The organism is Clostridium neonatale (assembly GCF_900465025.1).
Taxonomy (GTDB): domain Bacteria; phylum Bacillota; class Clostridia; order Clostridiales; family Clostridiaceae; genus Clostridium; species Clostridium neonatale.
In genome coordinates this window covers 392,501-417,415 of record NZ_UICR01000003.1, presented here as the reverse complement: position 1 = coordinate 417,415, position 24,915 = coordinate 392,501, and the positions used below count along the sequence as shown (strand labels likewise).

The window sequence follows — 24,915 nt, the reverse complement described above, 5'->3', positions numbered from 1 at the left end:
GGAAAAAGCTTACAAATAATTGGCTATTTGTAAGCTTTTTACCCTAGCAATATATGCTTATATTTAATTTATATACTTATATCATCTATTATAAAAGAGATATACATGTGTAATCTTATTAAAGGATTATCAAAATCATCCTCAATAATTTTACGAATTTTATTAAGTCTATAGCTTATAGTATTACGATGAAGATACATGGCATTGGCTGTATCACTTATGCTTTGATTATTATCAAAAAAATTTCTGAGGGTAATAATATATTCGCTTCCTTCTTTTTCATCAATTTTCTTTAATAGGGATAATGATTTACTTGTAATGCCTAAAATAGGATGCATTTTATTAAGATTCATCATCATATCATAAATTGCTATTTCATTATACAAATAAAAGAATTTCTGGGGGGGAATTTTGGGGATACAATCTACTATTTCACCAGTCCTTTTTGCTTGGTCATAACTTTTATTAATTAAGATTAATCTATCAACCGCATTACCTGCACTACATATAAGCTGTTCTCTTGTACTGATTTCACCTAATTCTTTGTACACATTCTTTAAGTCTTTTTTATCATCGAAGCTAATAATACAATATGATTTTTTATCATTAAAGCTATATATACAAAATGGAACTAGCCTTCTGATTTCATTTTTAACGCTATATAAATTTTCGCTTAAATTTTTTGATTCACTTCTATCTCGTATTTCCAAAACTATAAACCATTTTCTTATATTCCATCCTAGACTTTGGGCTTGATTAAATGCCATAGTCTCATTTGGTATTTTTCCTAAAAATAGTTCTTTTATAAATTCATTTTCTAAATCTCCTAAAGCTCTTGAAACCATTGCATTATTTGTGAATTTTACAGCAATAACTTCTGAAATCATCTGAAGTATTTGAAGGTCAGTTTCAGTTATTTTTTTATTGATCTCTAAAAGTGCAATATAACCTTCAATTCTATTTTCAGATTTTATCTCAGCTACAGCTCGTTTTACATAGGGAGAAAAAGCTTTACTGTCGACAAATAGGGGGCGACCGTTTTGAGTAAGCCTATGCCAAAATCTATTATAATCTGTCATATTAACTATATTAGATGGGCAATACTTATTGGAGGTTATTATTTTCCAGATAGGATCATTAATTTCAAGTGATTTAGTATAATCAATAACTTTGTAACTTTTATCAGTTATTATCATAGGGTTTTTTAGAAGTTTGTATGCTATAGCTTCAATGTCGGTAATTTCAGCACTTTTATTTAATAAATTTATTAAATTTATATAATCATCATACAAAAGCTTTTGAATAAAATTAGACTCTTCATTGATATACTCATTTAATTTTATATATATATTTTCTTCTTTCATATTGGACTCAACTAAAACTACTGAAATATCAGTATGACTTTGAATAAAAGAATTTATTTTAGTCATCATATCTGGTAGAACAAAAGCTTCTGAAAAGATAATCACTCCAGGCAATTCTATATTTGTATCTAATTCCAGTAGTTCCTTAATATTAGAATAATTAAGTATTATTGAATGACTTTTTAAAAAGTTCCCAGTATGTACAGATTTACTTATGGAAATAATATCATTTATTCCAATACTAACAGATGAAATGTAAATTTTCTCATCTTCAGAGTGAGATATTATTTTATAAGTTAATTCAAGTTCTTTAAAAAAGTCACTTAAATTTATCATTTGCAGCACTACTCCTTTCTTGAGATTTTTTTATGCAATTATATATGTTAAAAGTAAAGCTTTTCCGAACATTAAACAGTAAGTTATATATATTATGTAAAAATTATCTTTTAATACATGATTTATAATATGCATATTTAAAAGTTATTTTCTAAATATAACTATCAATATACAATAATACCATAATAATTATGTTTTGAGTAAAATATGATATAATGATATATTAAGGAACTTATATATATGTCACATTGATATTATATATGCCTCTAAAAAATATTCTCTTTCTTACTTGGTTAATAATAGAATTATTGATCATAATTCTATAGAGTATTCTATTATTTCAACATGTACTTTTTAAAAACAAAGTGAACAACTTAATTTAGAGAATAATATAAATATTTGATTCATTTATACTAATCAGTATTACATTAGTGTATAATAATGATATATTTAAAGAAATAGAGAGGTGAGAGCCTTTTGGGTTACACAGCATTATATAGGGAATGGAGACCTAAGAATTTTGAAGATGTTGTAGGTCAAGAGCATATAACTACTACACTAAAGAATGAAATAATACATGACAGAATTGCACATGCATATCTTTTCTGTGGAACTAGAGGTACAGGAAAGACTTCGACTGCAAAAGTAATGGCAAAAGCTTTAAATTGTCTTGATTTAAGAGATGGAGAACCATGTAATGAATGCGAAATGTGTAGAAAGATAAATGATGGTTTAGCTATAGATGTAACAGAGCTTGATGCTGCTTCAAATAATGGTATTGATAAAATAAGGGATATAATTGATGATACCAAGTATCCACCACAAGAATCTAAATTTAAGGTTTATATAATGGATGAGGTACACATGCTATCAGTTGGAGCGGTTAATGCATTCTTAAAAACTTTAGAGGAACCACCTAAAAATGTTATTTTTATATTAGCAACAACAGATCCTCAAAAGTTACCTATCACAATTTTATCTAGATGCCAAAGATTTGATTTTAAGAGAATTAATCAAAAAGAAATATGTGCAAGATTAAGAAAGATAACTGATTCACAAAATGTTGAATGTGAGCAAAAAAGCTTAGAGCTAATATCTAGAATTTGTGATGGTGCCATGAGAGATGCCTTAAGCATCTTAGATCAAGCTATAGCAATGGGAGATAATGAAATCAAGTATGAGGATTTAATAAGTATACTTGGACTTGTCACAAATGAATATTTATTTGATATAACAAATGCTATTACGGATAGAAATATAGAAAAAGCTATGCTTATAGTAGATAAAATGGTTTATGCAGGTAAAGATATTCAATTATTTATAAAAGATCTTATTAACCATTTTAGAAATTTATTAATGGTTAAGGTTACAAAAAATCCAGAAGAAGTACTTGATATGTCCATTGAAAATATAACTCTTATTAAAGAACAGGGAAGAAAAATAAGAGTTGAAGAAATAATGAGAATTATAAGGATTCTTCAGGAAGCTGAAAATAATTCAAAAATGAGTAAGCAAAGCAGACTATATTTAGAACTTTCAATAATAAAAATGTGCAAAATTGAATATGATACATCTAGTGAAGTGATTTTAACTAGAATAAATAAGCTAGAAGAAAATTTAAAAAGTGGGAAAATTCAAATTTTAGAAAATAATGATGGCTCAAGAAGTGAAAATCAAGAAAAAATGAATACTACTAATAACAAAGGGAAAAATACATTAAATAAAACTGTTGTTAAAAAAGAGGATTCAGAGCCTGAAGATGTAAACATTAATTCATCGCTTACAATTGATGATGTAGGAAGAGCATGGACTGAAATATTAGAAAAATTTAAGAGTAGAAGAGCCATGATAATATACGCATCTATTGTTACAGCTAAGCCTTATAGTTTTAAAAATGGCATAGTTACGCTTGAATATGATTCGACATATGCATTTAATAAAGCAAGACTTGAGAGGGAAGAATACAAAAAAATTGTAAATGAAGTATTCTCAGAAGCATTAAATGAAAATGTAGCTGTAAAATATATAATAAAAGAAGATGATAGTATAGAAGAAAATAAAGAACAGTTACTTAAGCAAAAATTAGATGGCGAAATACCTTTTGAGGTGTATGATGAATAGAGGATTAAGGTAAAGTTTAAAACTTGTGAATTGATAAAAGATGATTTATAATTAAAAAATGAGATTTAAGATATTAAGGAGGATTTTTTTATGGCAAGAGGTGGATTTCCAGGCGGATTTGGCGGCGGAAATATGAATAATTTAATGAAGCAAGCTCAAAAGCTTCAAAAACAAATGGAAGATATGCAAAAGGAAATGGAAACAAAAGAATTTGAAGCTTCTGTTGGTGGTGGAGCTGTAGTAGTAAAAGCTAATGGTAAAAAAGAAATAATTTCTATTAACATAAAGCCAGAAGTAGTAGATCCAGATGATGTAGAAATGATTGAAGATTTAATATTAAGTGCAGTAAATGAAGTTTTAAGAAAAGCTGAAGATGAAACAGCTAACAAAATGGGTAAGCTAACAGGCGGAATGGGCGGCTTATTTTAATTAAAACTAAATTTTATTTATGGCATACAGTAGATAGAAATATATTAATACTGTATGCTTTTTTCAATGATTACTTTATGATATATTAAAAAGCTAATAATATTTAGTTTTAATTTTGAAGGGAGATATGTAAATATGATGGATTTTTATCCTGTAGCCATAGAAAAGTTGATAGAAGAATTTGCGAAATTGCCAAGCATAGGGAAAAAATCAGCTCAAAGATTAACATTACATATTTTGAATTTGCCAGATGATGAAGTAAGAGAATTTGCTAATGCTTTGGTACAGGCGAGAGGTACTATTAAATATTGCTCTATATGTGGTAATTTTACAGATAGTGATCCGTGTGCTTTGTGTTCAAATCCTAATAGAGATAAAGGTGTTATATGTGTTGTTGAGCAACCAAAGGATATTATGACGATGGAGAAGGTTAAGGAATTTAATGGAGTATATCATGTTCTTCATGGAAATATATCACCTATGCAGGGGAGAGGACCTCAAGATATTAAGATTAGAGAACTAGTGGCAAGAATGAATGAAGATGTTAAAGAAGTAATTTTGGCCACAAATCCTAATATTGAAGGAGAAGCTACAGCTATGTATATAGCAAAGGTTCTTAAGCCATTGGATATAAAAGTAACTAGAATAGCAGCTGGCATACCGGTTGGTGGAGATTTAGAATATGCAGATGAAGTCACATTATCTAAAGCTTTAGAGGGTAGAAAAGAAATTTAAGGGACCCTAATAAATTAGGATCCCTATGAAAAAGGTGTTACATAGATGGGAGTTAGAAGTTTTTGTTTGACATGAGTGAAAAGCTTCTTATAGAATTAATGTATTCTTATATAAGGAAAGTGTTACAATAAAAAATAAAAAAATGAAGTATATTCCTCCTAATAATTGGATAAAAATATAATAGGAGAAGATTTAGGAGGGATATATATGGATGGAAAAGGTATTCATAAAAATTACTTAAATCAAGAATGCTTTTTGGACAAGGATTACAGGTTTAATAGTGAAAAACTATTAAGAGATATGCAACTTGCTAAAATGGAAATTGATATGGCTCGAAACATGTTTAATAATGTTGAAGATAATGCGCTTATAGATATTGCTATTTATTCGGAAGATCTTGCAAAGAAAAGATACGGATATTTATTATCTATAGCAAAAGAAAACGGAATTAGAGTTAGTAAAAATTATATAATAGAAAATAATTTGTTTTTATCAGAATAGAAATGCAGAAGGGAGAAGTTGAAGGATGAACGAGCAGTATTTTATATATGGTTTAGTAGGAATAATACTACTATTTATAATAATAAAGTTACTAAAATGGCCAATGAAGATAATATTAAATGGGATAATAGGATTGATATCATTGTATATAGTAAATATAATAGGAGCCAACCTTAATATTATAGGATTAAATTTTAACTTCTCATTACCCGTTAATCCAATAACATCACTGATTGCAGGATTTTTGGGTGTACCAGGAATAATAGCCATTGCAATAATAGTCTTCTTTATGTAAAAATAAGAAAAAATGTCTAACTATATGAAAATTATATCCATTAGTTAGGCATTTTTTTTATTATGTAATTATTATGTTTGTTAAAATTGCATTTTTGAGTTAATATTTAAGTTGAAGATAAAATTTGGATTAAAAGGAGTTAGAACTAGTGAAAAAGCATCTATTGGAAAAAATGATTTTAATGGTAACAATAACTTGCTTGATTTCTAGTCCTGTACAAGCTAGCTGGATTAAAAATTCTACAGGAACTTGGAATTGGGTTGAGAATAATACAAAAACTATTGGTTGGAAATATATAAGTGGAAAATGGTATTATTTTAATAACGATGGAGATATGAAGACTGGATGGATTAAAGAAAATAATAATTGGTATTGTTTAGCTGATGATGGACATATGTTTACAGGATGGGTATGTTATAGTAAAAAGTGGTATTATTTTAATAATAATGGAGTAATGCAAACAGGATGGCTCACTGTAAATAATGAAAAATATTATTTAGATGATAGCGGAGTAATGCAGATAGGAACTGTTGATATTGAAGGAAAAAGATATAATTTTAACGAAAGTGGAGTTTTGACATCAAATGAAGAAATAACTGATAATACAGTCGAATTACCATCAAATTATATAAAAGAGCCTACACAAAATCTTACTTCAGTTACAGATAGAAATGTATTTACTAGTAGTAATGAAAATTTTACAATAATTGATGATAAATATAATAATGAAGAAAAAGAAGATGATAATGAAAATGAAGAAGAAAGAAGTAAGGATGATGAACCAAATGATTTTTCATATGGAGATTTAAATCTAGAAAATGATTCATTATCAAAGGATACAATAAGAACAGAAGAACCAGAAGAAGATGATGATCATTATTATTCAGATCTAAATATATTCTATAAAGCTAAACTTTCACCTCCATTTTATAGCGGAAATAAGGAAATAAAGGGAAATTGTACTTGGTATGCATGGGGAAGAATGTTTGAATTAACAGGAAAAGCACCTAATGATGCAGGTTTTAATGGGAATGCATATGAATGGTGGGGTGCAAATAAAAAGATAGGAAAGTATAAATACGGATCAGAACCTAAAGTTGGTGCATTAGCAGTATGGAATTCCTCATTACCGGGCTCAGGAGGATGTGGACATGTAGCAGTAGTAGAAAAAATAGAAGATAATAAAATTTACATATCAGAGTCATCTTGGCATGGATCTACATTTAAATATAGAGAAATATATTCTACTGATTATTTATATGGATACATATATATAGACGAACCTAATTTTTAGATAAAGACAGGCTTTATAGATTTTTATATTTATTAGATTTATAATAGTTAACATAACTAATGAAATTATCTAAGAAAGGAGGACTACTTAAGTTTAGTTAAGTAGGAATAGATTATGCCAGCAGGTAATGGAGTTAATTGTAAAGAATGCGTAGATTTTAAAAATAATAAATGTAATGGAAAAGACCTACTTTGCCTATGCTATAAATGCCCAAGAAATTTAGCACAATGTATGTGTGTAAAATATTGTAGAGAGACGGAATCCGTTTTATATTTTGATGATTAAGAACTAATGAATTGTTATTTAAAAGAGGCTGTTGCAAAATTGCGATAGCCTCTTTGCTGTGTTGTGAAAAAAGTGGATTCAACAAGAATCCACTTTTTTCATAAATTTTTAATATGTATAATAATAAAAATCGTTATAGTAATGTATATCGATTAGTATTACTGCTTAAAACAGAAATTAGGATAGTTAAAATATGATTCAGTGGGTGATTAAGCTAAATTGCGGGAATTTGGATTATATAAGACATACTATGGTAAAGTGAAAATTTGTAAGTAAAACCTAAAAAATTTTCATTAATACACAACTTTAGAAATGAAATTTTAAAATTAATGATAAATTTTTAAATTTGCCAGTGACTATATAGATATATTGAGAAAAAAAAGTAATTTTATGAATAAAAATTTAAAAATAATATTAAAATTTGAATAAAAATTCATAAGGAAAAATATGAGTATAAATTTATAAAATTTTATTATTAATTTAAATATAATCATAGAAATGTATTTATTTCTTAGTAATATAGGGATGATGATGCGGCAGATAGTTATTATAATTGAGCATTTTATTGGAAATGAGTACGAAATTGTAAATGAATAAATATACCGTAATCTGATGCGTGTTGACAAAAAAATATTAAAATAGTATTATAAATGTGTTAATTAATGGAGAATAATTTAAATATTATATAAAAAAATTAAATTATTTATTTTAGATTTGAATTAAAATAACTATGGAGTTATTAAACTAAGAATATAAATTGTTTAATAACTCCTTTGTGATATTCTTAGTTTTATTTCCAGAATATTAAACAAAGAAGATTTGTAATAGTGGAAGCGGTAACAGATTAACAAAGTAAAAAGATATTAAATAATGATAAATTAATCACTAAACAGAGTTTAATTTATTGTTAAATAAATAGACAAGATTATGAATAAAACATTCAGAATACTAATATCAAAAAGGAGAGGAATATATTGATTAAATATGTTGGCAAAAGACTAATATCAAGTCTATTAACAATATGGGTTGTAATTACAATAACATTTTTCTTAATGAGACTTATGCCAGGTGGTCCATTTGATAGTGAAAAGTTAACAGCTCAAGCTAAAGCTAATATGGAGGCTAAATATGGAATAGACAAGCCGCTAAGTGAACAATACTTTATGTATATGAAAAATGTAGTTCATGGAGATTTTGGTGAATCTATGGTTTTCCCTGGTAGAAATGTAACTGAAACTATTGAAACATCTTTCCCGGCATCAGGAAAGGTTGGTATGGCGAGTGTAGTGACATCGATAATCGTTGGAATTTCTCTAGGAATAGTGGCAGCATTAAAGAAAGGTAAATGGGCAGATTCAATAATTGTATTTATAGTAACTCTTGGAATAACAATACCAAGCTTTGTTATTAGTGCTGTATTAATTTATTTCTTGGGTGTTGAATGGAAGCTATTACCGCCTACTGGATTTAGTGGATGGAAAAATTATATTATGCCAGTAATTGCATTATCAGCTTCATCTACAGCATTTATCACAAGACTTACAAGAAATAAGTTATTAGATGTATTAAAATCCGATTATATAAGAACTGCTAAAGCAAAAGGTCTAGGCAAAGGAAAAATAATTTTTAAGCACGCTTTAAGAAATTCACTTATACCTATAGTTACATACATAGGACCATTAATTGCTAGTATATTAACTGGAAGCTTTATTATAGAAAAAATATTTGCAATACCAGGGTTAGGTAATGAATTTGTACAATCTGTTACAAATAGGGACTACTCTATGTTGCTTGGTGTTACTGCATTTTATTGTACTTTATTAGTAGTCTTAGGGTTTGTTGTTGATATGTTATATTTGATAATTGACCCAAGAATAAAGCTAGATAATTAGGAGGAACGTAAAAGTGGAAGAATTAATTATAGACAAAAGTGAATTTACACCTCTAACAGCAGAAGAAAAGGAAGTTGAGGCAGTAGTTAGACCAAGTATTGGGTATTGGAAAGATGCATGGCAAAGGCTATTAAGAGATAAGATGGCAATAGCATCTTTAGTTGTTATTTTATTAATAGTTTTAGGAGCGATTTTTGTCCCAATATTTTCAAAATATACATATGATGCAACAAATTTATCACTAGTAAACAGTAAGCCTTCAGCTGAACATTGGTTTGGAACAGATTCACTTGGAAGAGATATTTTTGTAAGAGTATTCAATGGAGCCAGATATTCATTAATAATAGCTGTAGTTGCAGCATTTATAAATTTAGTTATTGGTATATTATATGGTGGAATTGCAGGATATTTCGGTGGAGCAGTAGACAATGTCTTAATGAGAATAGTTGATGTTATTTATTCAATACCTTTAACTATTTATGTAATTATATTTATGACTATCTTTAATAAACCAGGACAAAGTGGTAGTGGACTTTGGACAATAATATTAGCTTTATCCATATCTTATTGGATTGGTATGGCAAGAATTGTTAGAGGTGATGTACTTCAATTAAAGCAACAAGAATTTGTTCTTGCAGCAAGATCACTTGGAGTATCAAAGTTTAAAATACTTATAAGACATTTAATACCTAACTGTATAGGATCAATAATGGTTACATTAACATTATTAATTCCAGAAGCGGTATTTACAGAAGCATTTTTAAGCTTTATAGGACTTGGACTTACTCCTCCAACAGCATCATTAGGAACATTAGCTAATGAAGCTATGGTAGCTATATATACATATCCTTATCAATTGGTACCACCAGCAGTAGTTATATGCTTAATTATATTAGCATTTAATCTTTTTGGTGATGGTTTAAGTGATGCACTAGATCCTAAGAATAAGAGATAGGAGTAGGAGTTCAGATGGAAAAGTTATTAGAAGTAAAAAATTTAAAAACTGAATTTAAAACTAATGTTGGGCAAGTACATGCTGTAAGAGGAGTTTCTTTTTATCTAGATAAAGGTGAAGCATTAGGCATTGTTGGAGAATCAGGATGTGGAAAAAGTGTAACAATGATGTCAATAATGAGACTTTTAGCTGATAATGGAAAGATTGCAGATGGTCAAATATATTTTGATGGAAAAGATATTTCAAAAGCAAAGGATTCTGAAATGGATTCAATTAGAGGTAATGATATAGGAATGATATTCCAAGATCCTATGACATCATTAAATCCTGTTTTTACAATAGGAGATCAATTGATGGAACCATTACTTAAGCATAGAGGAATGAAAAAAGAAGAAGCAAAAAAACAAGCTATTAATATGCTTAAATTAGTTGGAATTCCAAGTCCGGAAAAAAGAATGAAACAATATCCACATGAATTTTCAGGTGGAATGAGGCAAAGAGCTATGATAGCTATGAGTTTAATTTGTGAACCTAAGCTTATTATTGCAGATGAGCCAACAACTGCACTTGATGTTACAATACAAGCACAAATACTAGATCTTATGAAAGATTTAAAAGATAAGCTTAATACATCAATAATATTGATAACTCATGATTTAGGAGTTGTTGCAGACCTTTGCAGCAGAATAAATGTTATGTATGGTGGAATAGTTGTAGAAACAGGTACAACTGAAGATATATTCTATAGACCAAAACATCCATACACATGGGGACTTTTAAGAAGTGTTCCTAATCCTAAAGAAAACACAAAAGAAAAGCTAAAACCAATAGAAGGACAGCCGCCAGATTTGTTAAAACCACCAGTTGGATGTCCGTTTGCGGCTAGATGCGACTATGCAATGAAAATTTGTATAAATAAACAGCCTCCACAATTTGAAGTAGGAGAAAATCATAGTGCTGCTTGTTGGTTATGCCATGAAGATGCACCAAAAGTTGAATCGCCTATAAGGAGGATAAAATAGTGGAAGATAACAAAGAGGTAATTTTAGAAGTAAAGGATTTATGTAAGTATTTCCCGGTAAATAAAGGTTTGTTTAAAGGGAAAAGTTATGTAAAAGCAGTAGATAGGGTTTCTTTCTCATTAAAAAAAGGAGAAACATTAGGTTTAGTTGGAGAATCAGGCTGTGGTAAAACTACAACTGGAAGAACAATATTAAAACTTTATGAACCAACATCTGGCCAAATAATCTTTAAAGGAAAAGATATCACTAAATATTCGCCTAAAGAAATGGTGTCTTTAAGAAAAGAAATGCAAATGATCTTCCAAGATCCATATGCATCATTAGACCCTAGAATGACTGTTGGGGATATAATAGGAGAAGCAATTGATGTACATAAGCTATTTGTAGGGGAAGAAAGAACTGAAAGAATAAGAAGCCTTTTATTAAAGGTTGGACTTGCTGGAGATCATATTAATAGATATCCTCATGAATTCTCAGGAGGACAAAGACAAAGAATTGGTATTGCAAGAGCTTTGGCTGTAGAACCAGCATTTATAGTTTGCGATGAGCCTATATCGGCCCTTGATGTATCAATCCAAGCTCAAGTTATAAACATGCTTGAAGAACTTCAAGAAGAATTAGGATTAACATATTTGTTTATTGCTCATGACCTTTCAATGGTTAAACATATATCAACTAAAATTGGTGTTATGTATTTAGGTAGAATGGTTGAATTAGGTTTAAGTGATGAAGTATATAGTGAATGTTTACATCCATATACAAAAGCTTTACTTTCAGCAGTACCAATACCAGATCCAGACATTGCTAAAAATAATAAAAGAATAACACTTACAGGAGATATTCCATCTCCAATAGATCCACCACCTGGATGTAGATTTAAAGGAAGATGCAATTGTGCAATGCCAATATGTAGTGAAGTGGATCCAGAGCTAAAAGAAGTAAAGCCAGGACATTTTGTAGCATGTCATTTATATGATTAGTTAATTCTTTGCATAGCAAATTATTATATAAAAATAATAAAATTAATAATTTAAAGAGGGGGATACTATAATGAAAACAAGTAAAATTAAAAAAATGTGTGCAGTAGTATTAGCTGCAACACTTGGAATTTCAGTATTGGCTGGATGTGGATCTTCATCAGAAAGTGGAGCAACAGCTGGAGCTCAAGAACTTACATTTAATATAGGTGGAGATATAAAAACTTTAGATCCAGCATTAAACCAAGCAGTAGATGGTGGTATTATATTAGAAAACCTATTTGAAGGATTATATAAGCCAGGTGATGATTTCAAGCCGGTACCAGCAATAGCTGAAAGTTATGACTTATCAGAGGACCAAACAGTTTATACATTCCATTTAAGAAAAGATGCTAAATGGACAAATGGAGATCCTGTAACAGCAGGAGATTTTGAATATGCCTGGAAAAGAGTATTAGATCCAGCAACAGCTGCTGAATACTCATATCAAATGTTATATTTAAAAGGTGCAACAAAATATAATGAATCAGGAACAGAAGAAGATAGAGAAAACGTAGGGGTTAAAGCAATTGATGATAATACACTAGAAGTAACATTAGAATCACCATGTGCCTACTTCTTGGATTTAGTATCATTCCCATGCTATTTCCCAGTAAATAAGAATGCTGTTGAAGCAAATAAAGATTGGTCAACTAAAGCTGAAACTTATGTTTCAAATGGACCTTTCAAACTTACAGATTATAAGATTAAAGACGGTGCAGTATTAGAAAAAAATGATACTTATTACAATAAAGATCAAGTTACTCTTGATAAATTAAATATAAAATTCGTTGCAGAACCAACTTCAGCTTGGGCAAATTATAAAGCAGGACAATTTGATATGATTTATTCTGTTCCAGCAGCAGAAGTACCAGAAGGTGTTAAAAAAGGAGATGTTACAACATATCCACAATTAGGAACATATTATTTATCACTTAACGTTACAGATAAAGTGACAGATCCAAAAGCAGCGGAAGCTTTAGGAAATGTAGATGTAAGAAAAGCTCTTAATCTTGCAATTGACAGAGAAGCAATAGTTAATAATGTAACTAAGGGTGGACAAATTGCAGCAACTAGTTTTGTGCCAGTAGGAATTCCTGATGCTGAAGGAAAAGACTTTAAAAATAAAGAGTATTTTCCAGCTAAGGGTGATGTAGAACAAGCTAAAAAATTATTAGCAGATGCAGGATATCCAAATGGAGAAGGTTTCCCTACACTTACATTACTTATAAATCCAGAAGGGGATCATTCATTAATAGCTCAAGCAATTCAAGATATGTGGAAGAATAACTTAGGTATTGATGTTCAAATACAAAGCCAAGAATGGAAAGTATTCCAAGACACAAGAATTTCTAAAAATTATGAAATCGCTAGAGATGGATGGGTTGGAGATTATAATGACCCAATGACATTCATAGATCTTCTTGAATCAAATTCAGGATTAAATAACTCAGGATATAACAATCCTAAATATGATGAATTAGTTGAAGCTGCAAAAGTAGAGCAAGATGCAGCTAAGAGAATGGATTTAATGCATCAAGCAGAAGATGTGTTGATGGAAGATATGCCAATTGCGCCAATATATTATTATACTCAAACTATGGGTGTACAATCTTATGTTAAAGGTCTTAAAGTATCAAACTTAGGATTTATATACTTCGATAAAGTAACTTTAGAAAAATAATTATTAAAAAATGAGCTACATAAGATGAATTTCAATTCATCTTATGATAGCTTATTTTTATATGAGGCTGTAACATTAAAGAATATAATTATAATATAGAGTATAAGTATTGAAAATAAAAATATTATATACAGTAGAATTTAATATTTATGCGATAGCCCCAGTATAATTTAATTAGATAAATAATTATATTTATAAAGGAAGGAATTATAATGAAAAAGATAAATGAATTAAAAGAATATGTAAGAAATATAGATAGATTAGAGTATACTTATAATCTAGTTTCTTATGATAATATGATATTTATGCCTAAAAAGGCGTTAGAACAAAGGTCAGAGGTTTTAGGGTATTTATCAACTGAAATATTTAAATTAAGAACAAGTGATAAAATAAAAGAATTTATAGATTATTTTGATCCTATTATGGATACATTAAATGATTTAGACAAGGCAATTATAAAAAATATCAAGAAAAATTATAATCAAATAAAAAATATTCCGGAAGATAAATATAGAGAGTTTATGATGGCTGCACCTATATCGGAAGCGGCATGGGAAGAGGCAAAAGAAAAAAATGATTTTTCTATATACGAACCGCATTTAGAAAAGATGGTCAAATTCTCAAGAGAATTTGCAGAATATTATGGATATGAGGACAATAAATATGATGCTTTATTAAATATATATGAGCCAGGTATGACTGTTAAAAAATTAGATAAAATATTTGGTGAGTTAAGAGATGGAATACTAGAGATATTAGAGTATATAGAAAAGAGCAATAAATTTATAAAAAGAGATGTATTAAAAGGAAAGTTTTCTATAGAAAAGCAGAGAGAATTAAGCAAAGAATTATTAAAGTTAATAAAATTTGATATGGAAGCAGGAAGATTAGATGAATCCATGCATCCATTTACAACAAATTTTTGGAATAAAGATGTAAGAGTAACTACACATTATTATGAAGAAGATTTGATGTCTAATATTTTTAGTGTTATTCATGAAGGTGGCCATGGATTATATGAACAGCATATAGCTGATGAATTAGTAGGAACAGGATTAGGTACTGGAGTGTCTATGGGAATACATGAATCACAATCTCGTTTTTATGAAAATATAGTTGGAAGAAGCAATGAATTTTTAAGCGTTATATTATCATTGATAAAAAATAAATTTCCTGAATTTAAAGACGTGAATTTAGATGAATTTTATGAAGCAGTAAATTATGTTGAGCCATCTCTTATTAGGACAGAAGCAGATGAATTGACGTATAGTTTACATATAATAATAAGATATGAAATAGAAAAGCTATTAATTAATGGTGAAATAGAAGTCAAGGACCTGCCTAAGATATGGAATGAAAAATATGTTGAGTATTTGGGCGTAGAACCTAAAAATGATAGCGAAGGAGTTCTTCAGGATGTACATTGGTCTGATGGTTCATTTGGATATTTTCCTAGTTATGCATTAGGAAATCTTTATGGAGGACAACTTCTAAGTGCTCTTTTAAAAGAAAATGAAAATGCAATAATTGATTTGAAAAATGGTAATATAAGCTTTATAGATGAATGGTTAAAAGAAAAAATTCATAAATATGGATGCATATATGAACCTGAAGAATTAATTATAAATGCAACTGGAGAAAAATTATTAACAAAATATTACTTGGAATATTTGAAGAAAAAATATATGAAAATATATTAGAAATATATAATGAATATATGAGATAACATGTAAAAGAATGGTAAGAGATATGTAAAATTAATAATAATCTAGTATGTATATTAATTATTTCAAATGAAAAATGTATATGTAATTATAAAATTATTATGAAAAAATATAATTTAAAGTAATAAAGTATTGAATTAAACGTAAGTAAGTAGTAAAATATAACAAAATAAGTTTAATTGATAAATTTGATTATAATATGATTTGAAGTATTCTAACATAAGATTGACATGTGCAATCTATATTTAAAATTAGGGTACTTTAATATATTTAATTCAGATGATTTTTATTGGAATTAATAGGAGTTTAGATAAATTACCACTCTAAGCTCCTATATAATCTGAGCAATAAACAAAAAGCAATAAAGTATATACTTATTTATTAGGGGGTTAACAAAAATGATTAAAGTATTAACAAACGATGGGTTAGAACAAGCTTCTATTGACGCACTAAAAGCTTTAGGAGTAGAAGTGGTTAATGATCACATCGAACAAGCTGTATTGGGAGAAAATTTAAAGGATTTTGATGCTATAGTGATAAGATCAGCTACAAAGCTTACAGCCGATGTTTTTGAAGCTGAAAAAGGTGGTAGCTTAAAATTAGCTATTAGAGCTGGTGTTGGAATAGATAACATAGATATTCCAGCAGGTGAAGGAGCAGGAGTGACAGTAAGAAATACTCCAGCAGCAAGTTCAGATTCAGTTGCAGAATTAGCACTTGCTCATATGTTTTCTTTAGCAAGATATGTTGCAATAGCAAATGTAACAATGAGAAATGGCGAATGGAATAAAAAGAAGTACCAAGGAACTGAGATTGCAGGTAAGACATTAGGTATTATTGGAATGGGAAGAATAGGACAATCATTAGCTAAGAAAGCTACTGCATTAGGAATGAAAGTTATTTATACAGATTTATTTGGAAAAAATGAAGCATTAGAATATGATTTTGTTTCATTAGAAGATGTATTAAAAATTTCTGATTTCATATCTCTTCATGTTCCATATGATAAGAAAGCAGGAGCATTAATTGGAAAGAAAGAATTAGAAATGATGAAGAATACTGCATATCTAATTGACTGTGCTAGAGGTAAAGTTGTTGAAGAAGCAGCATTACTTGAAGCTCTTGATAATGGAGTTATAGCAGGTGCAGGACTTGATGTATTTGAAGATGAGCCAACAAAGAATACTACATTAGTAAACCATCCTAAGGTTAGTGTTACACCACATATTGGAGCAGCAACTGATGAAGCTCAAACAAGAATTGGTGAAGAAGTGGTATCAATAATTAAAGAATTCTTTAATTTATAATAAAAATAAATACCTCAGGGAAACGTATCTCTGAGGTATAATATATATGTAGACGTATTTACTAGTCTATTTAAACTGATGCGATTATCTAGATTTTATTAGTATCTATAGTCGTAAATTAAAAATAAAAATAGGGGGTATTTTTGAATGGCAACAGTCAAGCCTTTTAAAGGTATAAGACCAGTTAAAGAATTGGCATCAAAAATAGCAGCACTACCATATGATGTTATGAATAGTGAAGAAGCTAGAGAAATGGTTAAGGGAAATCCACATTCGTTTTTACATGTTGATAGAGCAGAAATTGATTTAGATCCTTCAATTGATGTGCATGATAAAAAAGTTTATGAAAAAGCTAGAGAAAATCTAGATAAGATGATAGAAAACGAAGAATATGTCCAAGATCAAGAGCCATGTTTATATATATATAGACAAATAATGAATGGAAGGGCTCAAACAGGAATAGTGTTCTGCGCATCCATTGATGATTATTTAAACAATGTTATCAAAAAGCATGAGTTTACAAGAGCCGATAAAGAACAAGATAGAATAAATCACGTTGATTATTGTGATGCTAATACAGGACCAATCTTTTTAACTTATAAAGAAGATCAAATTGCATCTGAAATAATAGAAGCATGGATTGAAAATGAAAGCAAAAGAAAACCAATCTATAATTTTATAGCTGAAGATGGAATAAGCCATATTGTTTGGGTAATAGATAATGAAATAATTATAAATGAAATAGTTGATTTATTTAAAGAAGTTGATTATTTATATATAGCTGATGGACACCATAGATCTGCATCAGCTGTTAAAGTAGGCTTAAAAAGAAGAAAAGAAAATCCTAACTATACGGGAGAAGAAGAGTTTAACTATTTCTTAGCAGTTGCATTTCCAGATAATGATTTGATGGTAATGGATTATAATAGAGTTGTTAAAGATTTAAATGGATTAAGTGTTAAAGATTTAATAGAAAAACTTAATGAAAAGTTTGTTGTTTCAGAATCAGAAAATAACGAAGCAGTTAAACCATATAGAAAACATACTTTTGGAATGTATGTAGAAGATAAATGGTATACCCTTGAAACAAAAGATGGAATATATAATCCAGAAGATCCTATTAAGAGTTTAGATGTATCTATACTAGAAGAAAATGTATTAAGACCTATTTTAGGTATAGAAGATGTTAGAACATCTGATAGAATAGACTTTATTGGTGGAATTAGAGGAATTGGTGAACTTGAAAGAAGAGTTCATACTGATATGAAGATTGCTTTTTCTATGTATCCAACAGAAGTTAGTGATATCATGAAAGTTGCAGATATAGGTGAAGTAATGCCACCAAAATCTACTTGGTTTGAACCAAAACTTAGAAGTGGATTGTTTATTCACAAATTAAAATAAAAAGTGCCAAAAGGCACTTTTTATTACATCATTTCAAGCATTCTTTTTAGTATTCGAGTAGAATTTTGAACGGCAATTGGAGTGAATTTTTCATAATCCATATGAGCTCCGTTATTTGCATTATCAGAAATTGATCTTATTACTACAAATGGAATTGAATTTAAGTAGCAAACTTGAGCTATGCTTGCACCTTCCATTTCACAAGAAATGGCTCCAAATTCTTTTTCAAGCCATTGGATTTTTTCGATATTTGCGATGAATTGATCACCTGAAGCAATTCTTCCAACAAAACTATTTAACTCAGAAATTTCCTCACATGCTTTCTTAGCTACAGTAACTAAATTTTGATCGCATTTAAAATCAAATGTATCTAATCTTGGGATTTGACCCATTTTATCACCAAAAGCTGTAGTATCCATATCGTGCTGTATTAAGTTTTCAGCGATTACGATATCTCCAGGATATATATCCTTACCAATTCCTCCTGCTACTCCAACATTTATAACTTTATCAACATTGTATTCAGAAGCTAAAATTTGAGTACAAACAGCTGAATTAACTTTACCTATTCCACAAACTACTGCAACAACATCTTTTCCATATAGTTTGCCTTTATGAAATGTCATATTAGCTTTTTCTTTTTTATCTTCTATTGATAAATCCTTTAATAAAATTTCTAATTCTTCTGCCATTGCAGCAATGATTCCTATTACCATATTATCCTCCTAAAATATATAAAATGTTACTTGCTATAATTCATATTATAAACATAATTTTGACAATTTAATAGAGAAGTATATTAATTAAGATAAAAATTATCTAATAATGATAAAAAAATTCTTACAGCTTAATTATTTTTAATAATATTTATCCTATAAATATAGTAGGAATTTATATTTATGATATAATAGCATTAGAAAATTACAGTATAAGTTTATATTACTATGAGGAATATAACTATATAGACAGTTTATTTTAATACATATTTTAAATTAAGGAGAGAAGAAATCTTATGGAATTACAACATCCTTTATCAAGAACTGAACTTTTAATAGGAAAAGAAGGATTAGATAAATTAAGAAATAGTAAAGTTATTGTATTTGGAGTTGGAGGTGTAGGAAGTTTTACAGTTGAGGCTTTAACTAGGGCTGGTATTGGTGAATTAATATTAGTAGATGATGATACTGTATGTTTAACTAATCTTAACAGACAAATTCATGCTACAATAAAAACTATAAGCCAACCAAAGGTAGAAGTCATGAAAGAGAGAATACTTTCTATTAATAGAAAATGTAATGTAATTACACATCAGGTTTTTGTGACACAAGATAATCTGGCAGAACTGATTCCGGATGATGTGGATTATGTGGTTGATGCTATAGATACTGTATCAGCAAAATTAGGATTAGCAGAATATTGCTATAAAAAAGGGATAAAAATAATGAGTTCTATGGGAACTGGAAATAAGTTTGATCCAACTCAATTTAGAGTTACTGATATATACAAGACTAAAGTGTGCCCTTTAGCAAAAGTAATGAGATATGAATTAAGAAAAAGAGGTGTAGAAAAACTAAAGGTAGTATATTCAGAAGAAATTCCGACAAAACCTAAAACAGAAGATGTAGTAACTTGTAAAACAGGATGTGTATGTACTGGAGGAACTAAAAAGTGTGCAAGTAAAAGACAAATACCAGGAAGTATGTCTTTTGTTCCACCAGTTGCAGGCATGATAATAGCAGGAGAAGTTATTAAGGACATATTAAAAATAGAAAAATAATAAAAATCCACAATATATTGCTAAAATTTATTAGTTATCAACAATATATTGTGGATTTTGTTGATTATTATCATACTTTAATTTTAGATGTGGATATTTAAATTGTTATAATTATTGTTTATAATATTAAGGAAGATAGAAAATATAAAATTCTAATTTTTTAATGCTTATAACTATAGGGAGAATTTTACAATGAATTCAGATTTAATTATAAAGATAGAACCAGATAAATCAACTGAATCAGAATATCTGATTAAAGATTTAAATAATATCATATTGGGACGATTCAATATAGCAAGTATCAATAATAAAAAGAAGAGATGTGATATTGATTTAATATATTATAAAGAGTATAAATATTCAATATTGAAAGACACATTAGTTTGCATTTTAAGGGCCATATTCAAAAATGTAAATATATTTAAGGTGAATATAAAAATCTGTGAAGATTTAGATATCAGTCCTTTTTTAGATTTAGGATTTATTCTAGAAGGAATAATTGGTCAAAATGAATTCAAAAATGGTAAGTACATAGATGAACTTATTTTGGGGATAACTAGAATTGAATATGAAAATGGACTTCAATATTCTAATATAGAGTTACAAGGAAATGATATAGTTGTCAAAAATTTAACTCCAGCAAATGCAGATGATTTACTAAAATATTATATAAGAAATAAAGAACACTTAGCTCCATTTGAGCCTTTAAGAGATAATGATTTTTATACAATAGATTCTCAAAGAAAGATTTTGAATGAAAGTTATAAACAATTTATGAATGGGACTAGTATAGATTTAGGGATTTTTAAAGAGGAAAAATTGATAGGAAAAGTTAAAGTATCTAATATTGTATATGGATCGTTTAAAAGTGGAATAATAGGATACTCTATGGATAAGGAGTATTGCGGAAAAGGTTATATGAAGCAAGCGGTTACGTTAGTACTTAAATATTCATTTGAAGAGTGTGATTTACATAGAATAGAAGCATCTGCACTTGTTGATAATGAGAAATCTAGAAATGTACTTAGAAGATGTGGATTTAAATTGATAGGTATAAATGAGAAGTATTTGTTGATTAATGGGAAATGGAGAGATCATGCTAGCTATTATATTGTAAAAGAAGACTTCTATAAACAATATCAATGATAAAAGAGCTTTTGTTTAACTTTAGGATTATGTATAAATTAACTAAGAAGGAGTAAAATAATGAGCGTGATATTAAGTAAGGATGAATTAGTAGCAAAGGTTTTTAATAATAACATTGTTTTAGTTAATTCTGAAAATAAGGAAAAGATATTATTTGCTAAAGGAATAGGATTTGGGAAAAAGAAAGGAAGCATAATACCCTCTGGAACTGAAATAGCTAAGGTGTTTAGTATTGAAGATCAAGAAAATATTAATAATTTTAAATATATAACTAGAAATATTGATAGCGATTTTTTGGGAGTATGTGAAGAAGGAATATATGAAATATCAAATCAATTGAATTGTGAATTGAATGAAAGAATACATATAGGACTAATAGACCATTTATTTGTGGCAGTAGAAAGATTAAAAAATGATAAGGAAGTGGAAAATCCATTTTTAGTAGAGACACAAACACTATATCCTAAAGAATATGAATTAGCAGAAATGATATCTAATATGGTTGGAGAGCATTGTCATATAAAATTTCCAGAAGGAGAAATAGGATTTATAACATTGCATATTCATTCTGCAATAAATGATGGAAAGGTATCTAACACAGTCAAAAATACATATTTAAGCAATGTAATAGTTGAATATGTTGAAAATGAATTAAATATAAAGATAAATAGAAAATCACTTGATTATGCACGTTTTTGTACACATATAAAATTTGCGATACAAAGAATAATGGAAAACACCACTGTAAATAATGAATTAGCTAAAGTTATAAAAGATACATATAAAGAATCATATAAGATTTCTGAAAATATTTGCAAAGTTATAGAAGAAGAATTAAAATTAAAAGTATCAGAAGATGAAATCGCTTTTTTAACTATACATATAGAGCGATTCAGAATAAGTAGTAAAAATAAATAAAAAACATTTACATTGAACATTTACAAACTATTTATTATATGATATTATAATTTCACAACAGAAAATAATTAAGGTGTAACTGGTTATGCAGGCAAGACTTAATGTTATTTATAAAAGATTTATTGCTATATAATTTTATATTTATAGCACTGTAATGAATCTTTTTAAATTACATTTAAGTCTTTTTTTGTTGTTAATTTATATAAGCTGGCCGGCTTGATGAATAATTTTTATTTAATATGAAGAACTTACTATAGAGTAAATAACATTTTTTAAATTTTAGGAGGAATTATTATGCTTCAATATTTACAAAGAATAGGTAAAGCTATTATGCTACCGATTGCAGCTTTGCCTATAGCAGGTATATTATTAGGTGTAGGCGGTGCTTTACTTGGAATTTCAGGGTTAGAAAATGCTCCAGCTGTATACCAACCATTAATAGCATTTGTTAATATTCCTGTAGTTACAGCAATATTAACTGTAATGAATGATATAGGAAATATAGTATTTGGTAACTTACCAATATTATTTGCAGTTGGAGTTGCAGTTGGTCTTGCTAAAAAAGACAAGGGTACAGCAGCATTAGCTTCAGTTTTTGGTTTTATAGTAATGAACCAAGTTATTTCAACATTACTTACTTTAGGAGTTACTCAATTAGGTGTATTAACTCCAGATAATGTTGGCGAATATGGAACATATGTTACAACTAATTTAGGAATATTCACTTTAAATATGTCAGTATTTGGTGGTATTATTACAGGGATAGTTACAGCAGTATTACATGATAGATTCCATGAGATTCAATTACCACAAATTATAGGATTCTTTTCGGGGTCAAGATTTGTTCCAATAGTAACAGCTGTTACTATGGCACTTGTTGGTGCAGTATTAGCATTTTTATGGCCAATAGTTCAAAATGGTATAGGTGTTATAGCTAATCTAGTTAGAGATGCAGGATTTATAGGAACATTCTTATATGGACTTATAGAAAGAGCACTAATTCCATTTGGACTACACCATGTATTTTATACTCCATTCTGGTTTGGATCATTTGTTGAAGGGCAAATATTAGTTAATGGTACATGGCAAACAGTTGCTGGTGCTAATACAGCATATTTTGCTCAATTATCAAGTATGACTGATTTAGTAGGAGCTTCAGCTGACACAATGTCAACTATAGTTAGTGGTACAACAAGATTTATGGCAGGTAAATTCCCATTCATGATGTTTGGATTACCAGCAGCTGCATTTGCAATGTATAGAGCAGCGGCACCAAGTAAGAGAAAAACAGTTGGATCATTATTAGCAGCAGCAGCTCTTACATCATTATTAACAGGTATAACTGAACCATTAGAATTCACATTTATCTTTGTTGCTCCAGTATTATACGGAGTACACTGTGTATTAGCAGGTTTATCATTCATGTTAATGGATATATTTAGAGTATTTATAGGTATGACTTTCTCTGGTGGATTAATAGACTTTAGTTTATTTGGTTTACTTCCAGCAGGTGCAGGAGTTCCAACTAGATGGTATATGGTTCTATTAGTTGGTGCAATATATGCGGTAGTTTACTATTTCTTATTCTTATTCATAATCAAGAAGTTCAACTTAAAGACTCCTGGTAGAGATGAAAATGAAGAAGAAACTAAGTTATATACTAAAGCAGATTACCAAAATAGAAATGGTTCTAACGGATCAAATGCTTCAGCACCTAGCGGTAAAGGTGAGATAGCAGAAAAAGCTCCAGCAGTATTAGCAGCATTAGGTGGAGAAGCTAATATAGTAAGTGTTGATGCTTGTATAACAAGATTAAGAGTAGAAGTTAAAGATAAATCTAAAGTTGATAAAAATGAACTTAAATCATTAGGTGCAGCCGGTGTTATGGAAGTTGGAAACGGAATTCAAGCTATATTCGGAGCTAAAGCAGACGGATATAAGAGTGCAATTAATGATATATTAGGAAATCACTAAAGATATTAAACTAAGTAATATTTAGAAATAAAGTAAGACATGGGTTATATGGACTCATGTCTTATTTTTATATAAAAATAGATATATTTATCTATATAGGTATATGTATATTCTTGTATATATGTATTTGTATATATTTATATATTCAATTATTTACTGTTGCTAGTATAGTTTTGTGGACACATAAAAAATAAATTATAATTGAAATAAGAGAGATGTGTCCAAAATATTGACCTAGGCCCATTTACTCTATATAAATAAAGTTGCAAGATAAATTAAAAGCTGTAAAAAGGACTAATAATGATAATATAAATTATATAGTAAAAGTTAAGTATTAAATTATTTTATGTAACCAATAAATATAGTAATAATAATTTTAAAGTTATACTTTGCTTTTCTATATATTAATTTAAGAATAGAGAGATTACTTATAATGTAAGATTAAAGGATGAACTATTAAAATGGAATCTATAAAAAAATAAATGAGTAGATTAATTACAATCTACTCATTTATTTCTTAAGCTTATTTAAATATATACAAAAAATTAAAGTGTATATTCTAATATTGTTGTTTCTCCAGCAACTGTATTAACATTTTCAACTGGAGTTATAGATTTTAATATATCAGGGTTAGTTATTAAAACAGGAGTTATTAATGGTAAGTTTTTAGACTTAACAAATTCTCTATCTACTTTTATAATAGGAGTTCCAGCCTTTACTTTAGTTCCAGCTTCAG

22 protein-coding genes (1 of these 22 running past the window's edge) are annotated in these 24,915 nt (G+C 28.6%); 19 read left to right on the top strand and 3 right to left on the bottom strand.

Annotation, left to right across the window (positions count from 1 at the left end):
- Window positions 1-68: 68 nt before the first annotated feature.
- Complete coding sequence (locus tag CNEONATNEC86_RS20055) at window positions 69-1,700, bottom strand: PucR family transcriptional regulator (RefSeq protein ID WP_058293068.1); 1,632 nt, start codon at window positions 1,698-1,700, stop codon at window positions 69-71.
- A 477-nt stretch (window positions 1,701-2,177) separates the two neighbouring features.
- On the opposite strand from CNEONATNEC86_RS20055, the gene dnaX reads away from it, so the two are divergent.
- The 15 genes from dnaX (at window position 2,178) to CNEONATNEC86_RS19985 (ending at window position 18,364) form a co-directional block, all read left to right on the top strand.
- Complete coding sequence (dnaX, locus tag CNEONATNEC86_RS20050) at window positions 2,178-3,821, top strand: DNA polymerase III subunit gamma/tau (RefSeq protein ID WP_125147857.1); 1,644 nt, start codon at window positions 2,178-2,180, stop codon at window positions 3,819-3,821.
- 90 nt (window positions 3,822-3,911) lie between these two features.
- Window positions 3,912-4,250, top strand: coding sequence for a YbaB/EbfC family nucleoid-associated protein (locus CNEONATNEC86_RS20045; RefSeq protein ID WP_058293066.1), 339 nt, complete (start codon window positions 3,912-3,914; stop codon window positions 4,248-4,250).
- 138 nt (window positions 4,251-4,388) lie between these two features.
- On the top strand, window positions 4,389-4,985 hold the full coding sequence (gene recR / locus CNEONATNEC86_RS20040) for a recombination mediator RecR (protein WP_058293106.1): 597 nt from the start codon (window positions 4,389-4,391) through the stop codon (window positions 4,983-4,985).
- A 207-nt stretch (window positions 4,986-5,192) separates the two neighbouring features.
- The gene (locus CNEONATNEC86_RS20035) at window positions 5,193-5,486 is read left to right on the top strand and encodes a DUF2508 family protein (protein WP_058293065.1); all 294 of its coding nucleotides are present in this window, start codon (window positions 5,193-5,195) and stop codon (window positions 5,484-5,486) included.
- Window positions 5,487-5,511: 25 nt separating this feature from the next.
- Window positions 5,512-5,781 carry a pro-sigmaK processing inhibitor BofA family protein gene (locus tag CNEONATNEC86_RS20030; RefSeq protein WP_125147856.1) on the top strand — a complete coding sequence of 90 codons (270 nt, stop codon included), beginning with the start codon at window positions 5,512-5,514 and terminating at the stop codon, window positions 5,779-5,781.
- A 148-nt stretch (window positions 5,782-5,929) separates the two neighbouring features.
- The gene (locus CNEONATNEC86_RS20025) at window positions 5,930-7,075 is read left to right on the top strand and encodes a CHAP domain-containing protein (RefSeq protein ID WP_159117118.1); all 1,146 of its coding nucleotides are present in this window, start codon (window positions 5,930-5,932) and stop codon (window positions 7,073-7,075) included.
- 114 nt (window positions 7,076-7,189) lie between these two features.
- On the top strand, window positions 7,190-7,360 hold the full coding sequence (locus CNEONATNEC86_RS21365; protein ID WP_058293062.1) for a hypothetical protein: 171 nt from the start codon (window positions 7,190-7,192) through the stop codon (window positions 7,358-7,360).
- 974 nt (window positions 7,361-8,334) lie between these two features.
- Window positions 8,335-9,252 (top strand): ABC transporter permease, encoded by a 918-nt coding sequence (locus tag CNEONATNEC86_RS20020; RefSeq protein ID WP_058293061.1) that lies wholly within the window; start codon window positions 8,335-8,337, stop codon window positions 9,250-9,252.
- A gap of 13 nt (window positions 9,253-9,265) precedes the next feature.
- Entirely contained in the window at window positions 9,266-10,207 is a 942-nt protein-coding gene (locus CNEONATNEC86_RS20015) for an ABC transporter permease (RefSeq protein WP_125147855.1), read from the top strand.
- Window positions 10,208-10,221: 14 nt separating this feature from the next.
- A complete protein-coding gene (locus CNEONATNEC86_RS20010) occupies window positions 10,222-11,229 on the top strand; it encodes an ABC transporter ATP-binding protein (RefSeq protein WP_058293059.1) in 1,008 nt (335 codons plus the stop codon).
- Window positions 11,229-12,209, top strand: a complete 981-nt coding sequence (locus CNEONATNEC86_RS20005; protein WP_058293058.1) for an ABC transporter ATP-binding protein — start codon at window positions 11,229-11,231, stop codon at window positions 12,207-12,209. The genes CNEONATNEC86_RS20010 and CNEONATNEC86_RS20005 overlap by 1 nt, the downstream gene beginning before the upstream one ends.
- Window positions 12,210-12,279: 70 nt before the next feature.
- Window positions 12,280-13,929 (top strand): peptide ABC transporter substrate-binding protein, encoded by a 1,650-nt coding sequence (locus tag CNEONATNEC86_RS20000; protein WP_159136727.1) that lies wholly within the window; start codon window positions 12,280-12,282, stop codon window positions 13,927-13,929.
- Between the two features lie 212 nt (window positions 13,930-14,141).
- A complete protein-coding gene (locus CNEONATNEC86_RS19995) occupies window positions 14,142-15,629 on the top strand; it encodes a carboxypeptidase M32 (protein WP_200848551.1) in 1,488 nt (495 codons plus the stop codon).
- A gap of 422 nt (window positions 15,630-16,051) precedes the next feature.
- Window positions 16,052-16,960, top strand: a complete 909-nt coding sequence (locus CNEONATNEC86_RS19990) for a D-2-hydroxyacid dehydrogenase (protein ID WP_125147852.1) — start codon at window positions 16,052-16,054, stop codon at window positions 16,958-16,960.
- 147 nt (window positions 16,961-17,107) lie between these two features.
- Window positions 17,108-18,364: a DUF1015 domain-containing protein gene (locus CNEONATNEC86_RS19985; protein ID WP_058293054.1), complete on the top strand. Its 1,257-nt coding sequence runs from the start codon at window positions 17,108-17,110 to the stop codon at window positions 18,362-18,364.
- A gap of 23 nt (window positions 18,365-18,387) precedes the next feature.
- Here CNEONATNEC86_RS19985 and CNEONATNEC86_RS19980 read toward each other — a convergent pair whose 3' ends face one another.
- Window positions 18,388-19,080 (bottom strand): 5'-methylthioadenosine/adenosylhomocysteine nucleosidase, encoded by a 693-nt coding sequence (locus CNEONATNEC86_RS19980; protein WP_058293053.1) that lies wholly within the window; start codon window positions 19,078-19,080, stop codon window positions 18,388-18,390.
- Window positions 19,081-19,376: 296 nt separating this feature from the next.
- On the opposite strand from CNEONATNEC86_RS19980, the gene CNEONATNEC86_RS19975 reads away from it, so the two are divergent.
- The 4 genes from CNEONATNEC86_RS19975 to CNEONATNEC86_RS19960 all read left to right on the top strand — a co-directional run bounded on the left by CNEONATNEC86_RS19975 (window position 19,377) and on the right by CNEONATNEC86_RS19960 (window position 24,179).
- Window positions 19,377-20,141, top strand: a complete 765-nt coding sequence (locus CNEONATNEC86_RS19975; protein ID WP_125147849.1) for a tRNA threonylcarbamoyladenosine dehydratase — start codon at window positions 19,377-19,379, stop codon at window positions 20,139-20,141.
- Window positions 20,142-20,333: 192 nt separating this feature from the next.
- Entirely contained in the window at window positions 20,334-21,287 is a 954-nt protein-coding gene (locus CNEONATNEC86_RS19970; protein ID WP_159136726.1) for a GNAT family N-acetyltransferase, read from the top strand.
- A 60-nt stretch (window positions 21,288-21,347) separates the two neighbouring features.
- Window positions 21,348-22,205, top strand: coding sequence for a glucose PTS transporter transcription antiterminator GlcT (gene glcT, locus CNEONATNEC86_RS19965; protein WP_159117114.1), 858 nt, complete (start codon window positions 21,348-21,350; stop codon window positions 22,203-22,205).
- A 294-nt stretch (window positions 22,206-22,499) separates the two neighbouring features.
- Complete coding sequence (locus tag CNEONATNEC86_RS19960) at window positions 22,500-24,179, top strand: PTS transporter subunit EIIC (protein ID WP_058293049.1); 1,680 nt, start codon at window positions 22,500-22,502, stop codon at window positions 24,177-24,179.
- Window positions 24,180-24,724: 545 nt separating this feature from the next.
- On the opposite strand, the gene CNEONATNEC86_RS19955 is transcribed toward CNEONATNEC86_RS19960, so the two are convergent.
- On the bottom strand, window positions 24,725-24,915 hold the 3' end of the coding sequence (locus CNEONATNEC86_RS19955; RefSeq protein ID WP_159136725.1) for a PTS sugar transporter subunit IIA. The gene runs 310 nt beyond the window's last position; only the last 191 of its 501 coding nucleotides appear in the window; the start codon falls outside the window, past its right edge; the stop codon is at window positions 24,725-24,727.